5 protein-coding genes are annotated in these 6,296 nt (G+C 67.2%); 3 read left to right on the top strand and 2 right to left on the bottom strand.

Annotation, left to right across the window (positions count from 1 at the left end):
- Together FFT21_RS09450 and FFT21_RS09445 are read right to left on the bottom strand one after the other, a co-directional pair.
- Positions 1-969, bottom strand: a 969-nt coding sequence (locus FFT21_RS09450; protein ID WP_192909448.1) for a hypothetical protein, incomplete at its 3' end; no start/stop codon positions are given.
- A 6-nt stretch (positions 970-975) separates the two neighbouring features.
- Positions 976-1,266 carry a WXG100 family type VII secretion target gene (locus tag FFT21_RS09445; protein WP_137813423.1) on the bottom strand — a complete coding sequence of 97 codons (291 nt, stop codon included), beginning with the start codon at positions 1,264-1,266 and terminating at the stop codon, positions 976-978.
- 199 nt (positions 1,267-1,465) lie between these two features.
- Between FFT21_RS09445 and FFT21_RS09440 the strand changes: the two genes are divergently transcribed.
- The 3 genes from FFT21_RS09440 to FFT21_RS09430 form a co-directional block, all read left to right on the top strand.
- Positions 1,466-5,008 carry a DEAD/DEAH box helicase family protein gene (locus FFT21_RS09440; RefSeq protein ID WP_137813422.1) on the top strand — a complete coding sequence of 1,181 codons (3,543 nt, stop codon included), beginning with the start codon at positions 1,466-1,468 and terminating at the stop codon, positions 5,006-5,008.
- A complete protein-coding gene (locus tag FFT21_RS29650; protein ID WP_225978252.1) occupies positions 5,005-6,123 on the top strand; it encodes a restriction endonuclease subunit S in 1,119 nt (372 codons plus the stop codon). The genes FFT21_RS09440 and FFT21_RS29650 overlap by 4 nt, the downstream gene beginning before the upstream one ends.
- Positions 6,066-6,296 (top strand): helix-turn-helix domain-containing protein (locus tag FFT21_RS09430; protein ID WP_307722912.1); only part of this gene is annotated, 231 nt, incomplete at its 3' end. The genes FFT21_RS29650 and FFT21_RS09430, both read left to right, overlap by 58 nt.

The following is a 6,296-nucleotide window of genomic DNA, read 5'->3' as shown; positions in this document are numbered from 1 at the left end:
GGTCATGGCCGCGGCGAGGTTAGTGGTTCCGTATACGCCGATGTCCTGGATGGTGCTGGCTACTTGCAGCGCTGCCAGGAGGTTAGCGCAGACCTCGCCGACGTGTTCCACGGCGCGGGCGGCGATGGCTTCCCCTTCGGCGCCGCCGAGGACCAGCCCCAATCCGTCGGTGGCCACGTTGATGAGGATGGCGACCACCGCCTCGGCGCCGGCTTCCAGCGCCGCTTGGATGATGGCCTGTCTGAGTTGGTCGCCGAAATCATCGACCATCGCGCCGTATTCGGTGACGCCCTGCGCGAGCGCCTGCATCGCACGATCCAGCGCCGTGAAGATCGCCTGATCACCGTGGACGAACCGGCCCCAGAACTCCTCCAGCGCCTGGAGATCCTCGCCCTGGTTGTTGCCGACGAGACCGGTCAGCGCGCCGTGCAGGGTGAGTTGGACGTCCCGCAGCCTGGCTTGGGCGTTGCGCCACGCGGCGGCGACGCTCGGGAGATTGTCGTTTTTGGTCGGCCATACCGGTTCAAGGACGCCGGGCAGCCAGCCGGGGGAGTAGCCGCGCAGTCCGGGTACCCGCGGTGCCAACGGCGACGTCTGGGTTTGGACCTGGTAGGTGCGGTAGTCGGTGGTGCGCCAGTTGCTGGCGCTGATCGCGTCGGCGCGGGAATGGTCGGTACCTGCCTTCGCCAGGCCCTGCGCGACCGCACCCACCGCGTCGAACAGCGCGCACAGGCCATCCGTCACGGTCGAGGCGGCGGGCTGGTAGGTCTGGTCGAAGTAGCCGGCGGTGTGGTCCTTGCCAATGCACGCACCGGCGCTCTGCAAGTCGCGGCTCAGCGACTCCATGATCCCGCCGATGGCCCGCTGCTGATCGGCGAAGACCTGGGCCACCCGGCCGAAGTCGTCGGGCTCGATGTGTGCCGCGACGGCTGGCGACTCCTGACGCGCCTCGAGTAGCGCGAGTGGCACGGGCGCTCACCCTCGCCACATCGCGGTGTTGGAGCGCACGACGGTGGCGTGGTTGTCGTGGGCGTTGCCGACCATGTTGTGCAGTGCGGCGAGCTGGTCCTGCAGGTCGGCGGCCGCCGCATGCCACTCGCGCACCGTCCGCTGGAACCCGTCCGACGCTGCGCCCTCCCATTCCTGCGCCAGCGCATCGACCTGCGTGGACAGGGACGCCAGCAGCTCATCGATACGGCGGTGCGTCTTCGCCATCACCTGCTGCGCCGACCGCAGCTCCTGGAAGTCGACCTTGACCCGGCCCATGGTCCCCCCGAGATCACGGCGTGGTTCGCGATCATTATGGCAGCACGCCGCCGTGCATGGGGTGGAACGGCCGACCCGGTGGTCTGCGTGAAGTCCCAGGCTGCTCGGACCGGTAAGCCCCTTCGATTCCGAGGCGATAGGCAACGGGAAGGTGGTCTGTTAGCCTGGCCGGCTCGGCCGATCACGGGGAGGAGTCAGGATGGCTGTCGGTCCAGGGGGACGCGAGCTGGCAAGCTCCATCAACTTCGGCTTCCTCCTCGATCACGATCCGCTCCTGGCGTCCCTGGGAGTCGGTGCCGAGGCGTACGTGTTCACCGATCCGCCGGCCGCGCTGTTCAAGGCGCGGCAGTTCGGCGAGGCGCTGGCCAAGTGGCTGCTGCGGGCCACCGGAACGCGGGTGGACACGGACAAGCAGACGGCGCGGTTGCAGGCGCTGGCCGATGTCGGGGTGCTCCGCGGCTCGGTGCTGGACGCGTTCCACGAGATCCGCAGGTCGGGCAACGAGGCGGTGCACGAGTACTACGCCGACCGGCGAAAGGCCCTGCGGGCCGTCGAACGGTGCTTCTTCCTGGCCGACTGGGTGCACCGGGCCGTCACCGACGACCGCACCGTGCGCCGGTTCGTGCCGCCCACACCCGAGCAACAGCCCGCCCCCACCTCGGCGGCGGAACGCCGGGAACTCGCCCGCCTGCAGGAGGACCTTGACGCGCACCGCCGCCGGCTGGAGGAGGCTCAGGCCGAGCTGATCGGCGCGCAGAGCACGCTGGAACGCGAGAAGCGGGCGCGCGAGCTGGTGGAACGGCAGCTCGCGCAGGTCAGCGCCGAGCAGCAGCACTGGCGTGCGGTCGCCGACCAGCTCAACGGCACCATCAGGCGGCTGGAGGCCGAACGCGAGACGGCCAAGCCGCCGAAGGTCAGCACCAGCCAGCGCGAGAGCTTCATCCGGCGGGCGCGCAACGCGGTGCGCCCGCCGCTGACCGAGGCACAGGTACGCGAGCAGTTGGACAAGCTGCTCACCGCCGCCGGCTGGTCGGTGCAGGACGTCAACCAGATGAACCTGCTGGCCGCGCGGGGCGTGGCCGTACGCGAGATGCACACCAGGGCCGGCTACGCCGACTACCTGCTCTATGTGGACCGCAAACTGGTCGGCGTGATCGAGGCCAAGCGGGAGGGCGAGGACCTGTCCGCGGCGCAGCAGCAGGCCTCCCGCTACGCCACCGAGCTGACCAAGGAACAGCGGATGGCCGCGTGGCGGCCGGTGCTGCCGTTCCAGTACGTCTCCGACGGCAACGAGACGCGGTTCCGCAACGAGCTGGACCCGAAGCCCCGTACCCGGCGCATCTTCGCCGTGCACCAGCCGGACACGTTGGCCCAGTGGATGCAGGAGGCCGACGAGGACCCGGAGCGGCCGACGTTCCGCGCGAAGCTGACCGCGTTACCGGACATTCCGCTGGACCGCGGCAGGCTGCGGCCGGCGCAGTTCGACGCCGTACGCGGGCTGGAGACGTCCCTGGCGCGCAACAACGCCCGCGCGCTGATCCAGATGGCCACCGGAGCGGGCAAGACATTTGCCGCGGCCAGCTTCAGCTACCGCCTGCTGGAACATGCCAAGGCGAAGCGGATCCTGTTTCTGGTCGACCGGAACAACCTCGGCGAGCAGGCGCTGGGCGAGTTCCGGAACTTCGTCACCCCGGACACCGGCAAGAAGTTCGCCGAACTGTACTCGTCGGACATGCTGTCCGGCTCCACCGTGCTCGGGTCCACCAAGGTTCTGGTGTCCACGATCCAGCGGCTGTGGCTGGCGCTGACCGGGCGGGAGGTCCCCGACGCCGACGACGACCTGGCCGACGAGCGCGCGGACGAACTCGTCGACGGCCCGGCGGAGGTTTCCTACAACCCGAACATCCCGCCGGAGACGTTCGACCTGATCGTCATCGACGAGTGCCACCGCTCCATCTACGGCAAGTGGCGCGCGGTGCTGGAGTACTTCGACGCGTTCCTGGTCGGGCTGACCGCCACACCTGTCCCGGCCACCTACGGGTTCTTCGAGCGCAACATCGTCAGCGAGTACTCCTACGAGGAGTCGGTCGCCGACGGCGTGAACGTCCCGTTCGAGGTGTACCGGATCGGCACCCGCATCGGCGAGCAGGGCTCGACCATCGAGGCCGGCACGACGGTGCCGGTGCGCAACACCAAGACCCGGCGGGAGCGGCTGGAGGAGCTGGACGAGGATTACGTCTACACCGGGGCGCAGGAAGGTCGCAGCGTGATCAGCAAGGACCGGCTGCGCACGGTGATCCAGGAGTTCCACGACAGGCTGTTCACACATATCTTCCCGCCGGTCGGCGAGGGAGAGCACGCACGCCGCCGCCAATACGTGCCCAAGACGCTGATCTTCGCGCGCAGCGACGAGCACGCCGAGGAGGTCGTGAAGATCGTCCGCACGGTGTTCGGCGAGGGCGACGCGTTCTGCCAGAAGATCACGCACAAGGCGCAGCGGCCGAAGGATCGCCTCCAGGACTTCCGCAACAGCCCCGACCTGCGGATCGCGGTCACCGTCGACATGATCGCCACCGGCACCGACGTGCGGCCGCTGGAGTGCGTGTTCTTCCTGCGCGAGCCGAAGACGTGGTCGACCTTCGAGCAGATGAAGGGGCGCGGCGCGCGCACCATCGAGCCCGCCGAGCTGCGCCGGGTGACGCCCGACGTGGAGGCCAAGACGCACTTCGTGATCGTGGACGCGGTCGGGGTGACCGACAAGCCGCGCCCGGAGACCCGGGTGCTGGAGAAGTTCACCGAGCGGCAGATCAGCCTGGAGCAACTGCTGCGGAAGGCCGCGTCGCTGACCCTGGACCCGGACGAGGTCTCCACCCTGGCGGCGCGCCTGGCGAAGCTGAACAAGCAGCTCCGCGACGACGAGCGGGACGAACTCGCCACGCTGGCCGGCCAACCGCTGCAGGAGATCACCAAGGGCCTGTTCCACGCTTCGGACCCGGAGCGCCGGGCCGAGGCGTTCGAGGCCGGCGGCGACGAGGCGGTGCGCGAGCTGGTCACCGAGGCGGTGCGCCCGCTGGCCGAGAACCCGGACCTGCGCACCCGCATCCTCGAGCTACGCCGTGCGCACGACCTGGTGATCGACGAGGTCAGCCAGGACGAGATCACCGTCAGTCGCGGGCTGACCGCCGAGGAACGCGCCGAGCAGATCGTCTCCTCGTTCCGCGACTACATGAAGACGCACGAGAAGGAGATCGCCGTCCTGGATCTGGCGTTCCGCGAACGCAAGAACCCGCGCGATGTGTACCACCGGCTCAAGGACCTGGCCAGGCGGATCGAGCGGCCGCCGTACTCGTGGACGCCGGACGCGCTGGTGGACGCCTACGCCAAGCTCGGCGAGGCCGCCGAACGCCCCGCGCACGCCGCCGGGGTGGTCGACCTCATCGGCGTCCTGCGCCACGAACTCGGCCTGGACGAGAAGGTCCGCCCGTACCGGTCGATCGTGGAGGAGCGCTTCGCCGCGTGGCTGGCCCGCCAGGAGCAGGCCGGCGCCCGCTACACCGACGAGCAACTCTGGTGGCTGCGCCGCGTGGTCGACGTGGTATCCAAGAGCGCCGTGATCGAGGTCGACGACTTCCACCGCGTACCCTTCACCGACCGCGGCGGCGCCCAGGGCTTCGCCGCCGCCTTCGGCCCCGACCGGGCACAGTCCCTCCTCGACGAGCTGAACCAGGAGCTGAGCGCGTGACCGACGATCTGCCGAAGGGTTGGGTGCGAGTTCGTCTCGATGAGATAGCAGAAGTCCGGCTCGGCCGGCAGCGATCACCGAAGAATCATCAAGGCACGCACATGCGCCCATACATTCGGGCCGCCAACGTCGGATGGGACGGTCTGAAGCTCGACGACGTGAAGGAGATGAACTTCACCGACGAAGAAGCCGAGGTGTACCGGCTTCAACCAGGCGACATCGTTCTGGGTGAGGCCTCGGGTACTCCCAGCGAAGTCGGCAAACCTGCCATTTGGAACGGTGAGATCGATGGCTGCTGCTTCCAGAATACGCTCATCCGTGTGCGGAGCTACGGCGCGGATCCCAAGTTCCTTATGTACTACCTCAAGTATCAGGCAATTCAGGGTGCCTTTGTTGAAAAGTCGCGCGGAGTCGGTATTTACCACCTAGGGGCAGCGCGGCTCGCAGAGTGGCCGATTTTTCTCCCACCCCTCACTGAGCAGCGCCGCATCGTCGCCGCCCTCGACGACCACCTCTCGCGCCTGGATGTCGGCGGCTCTCAGCTCGATCATGTTGGAGCGCGCATCAAGCACCTTGTCAGTGCAATGAGGCAATGGCATATTTTCGGGGGTGCCCTTCCCGGCGCTTCTGTTCCATCTGGATGGCGGCTGGGGTGCCTTGCTGATGTGCTCGACAGAATCGAAGCAGGAAAGTCATTTGCGTGCGAGCCGCGGCCTGCCGAAGAAGGCGAATGGGGCGTCATTAAGGTTAGTGCGATGACTTGGGGGGAATTTCGCCCTGAGGAAAACAAGGCGGTTCCGTCTGGCTATGCATACGATGCCCGCTACGAGATAAGACCGGGCGACATCCTCGAGCGTTATTCAGGCCGGCTTGATCACCTCAAAGTAGGGCAACGACCCCGATCAGGTAAGATCGTTTTCCTACCACAGAACACGACTTACAGGCGGGGCCGTTGCGTTACCAGTCTACTACAGGACTTGCTGCCGACCAGATCGAGGAGCTTGTTGCTCGCATTTGGCAGATCGCCTCCTGCAATAAAAAGCAAGTCTGGCCTCCAGTGGTGGGACTATACCGCGCTGTCGTACTCACCTTGGTATACGTCCGGCAGAATCTGAACCAGGCGGCTGTGGGCGACCTGTTCGGAGTCAGCCAGTCGACCGTATCGAGAGTTTATCGATCCATACTTCCGCTGATCGGGCAGGCGTTGTGCCTGCACGTTCCGAACCTCGAAGAGGCGATCCGCGGCCGACTCGTCCTGGTCGACGGAACCGATGTGCCCACCGGCAAC

It is taken from the genome of Gandjariella thermophila, from assembly GCF_005405885.1.
Taxonomy (GTDB): domain Bacteria; phylum Actinomycetota; class Actinomycetes; order Mycobacteriales; family Pseudonocardiaceae; genus Gandjariella; species Gandjariella thermophila.
This window is presented reverse-complemented; position numbering and strand designations above follow the sequence as displayed.

Coding starts and splice junctions, on each gene's coding strand:
- FFT21_RS09445 (WP_137813423.1), bottom strand. CDS start 1,266: ATGGGCCGGGTCAAGGTCGACTTCCAGGAGCTGCGGTCGGCGCAGCAG.
- FFT21_RS09440 (WP_137813422.1), top strand. CDS start 1,466: ATGGCTGTCGGTCCAGGGGGACGCGAGCTGGCAAGCTCCATCAACTTC.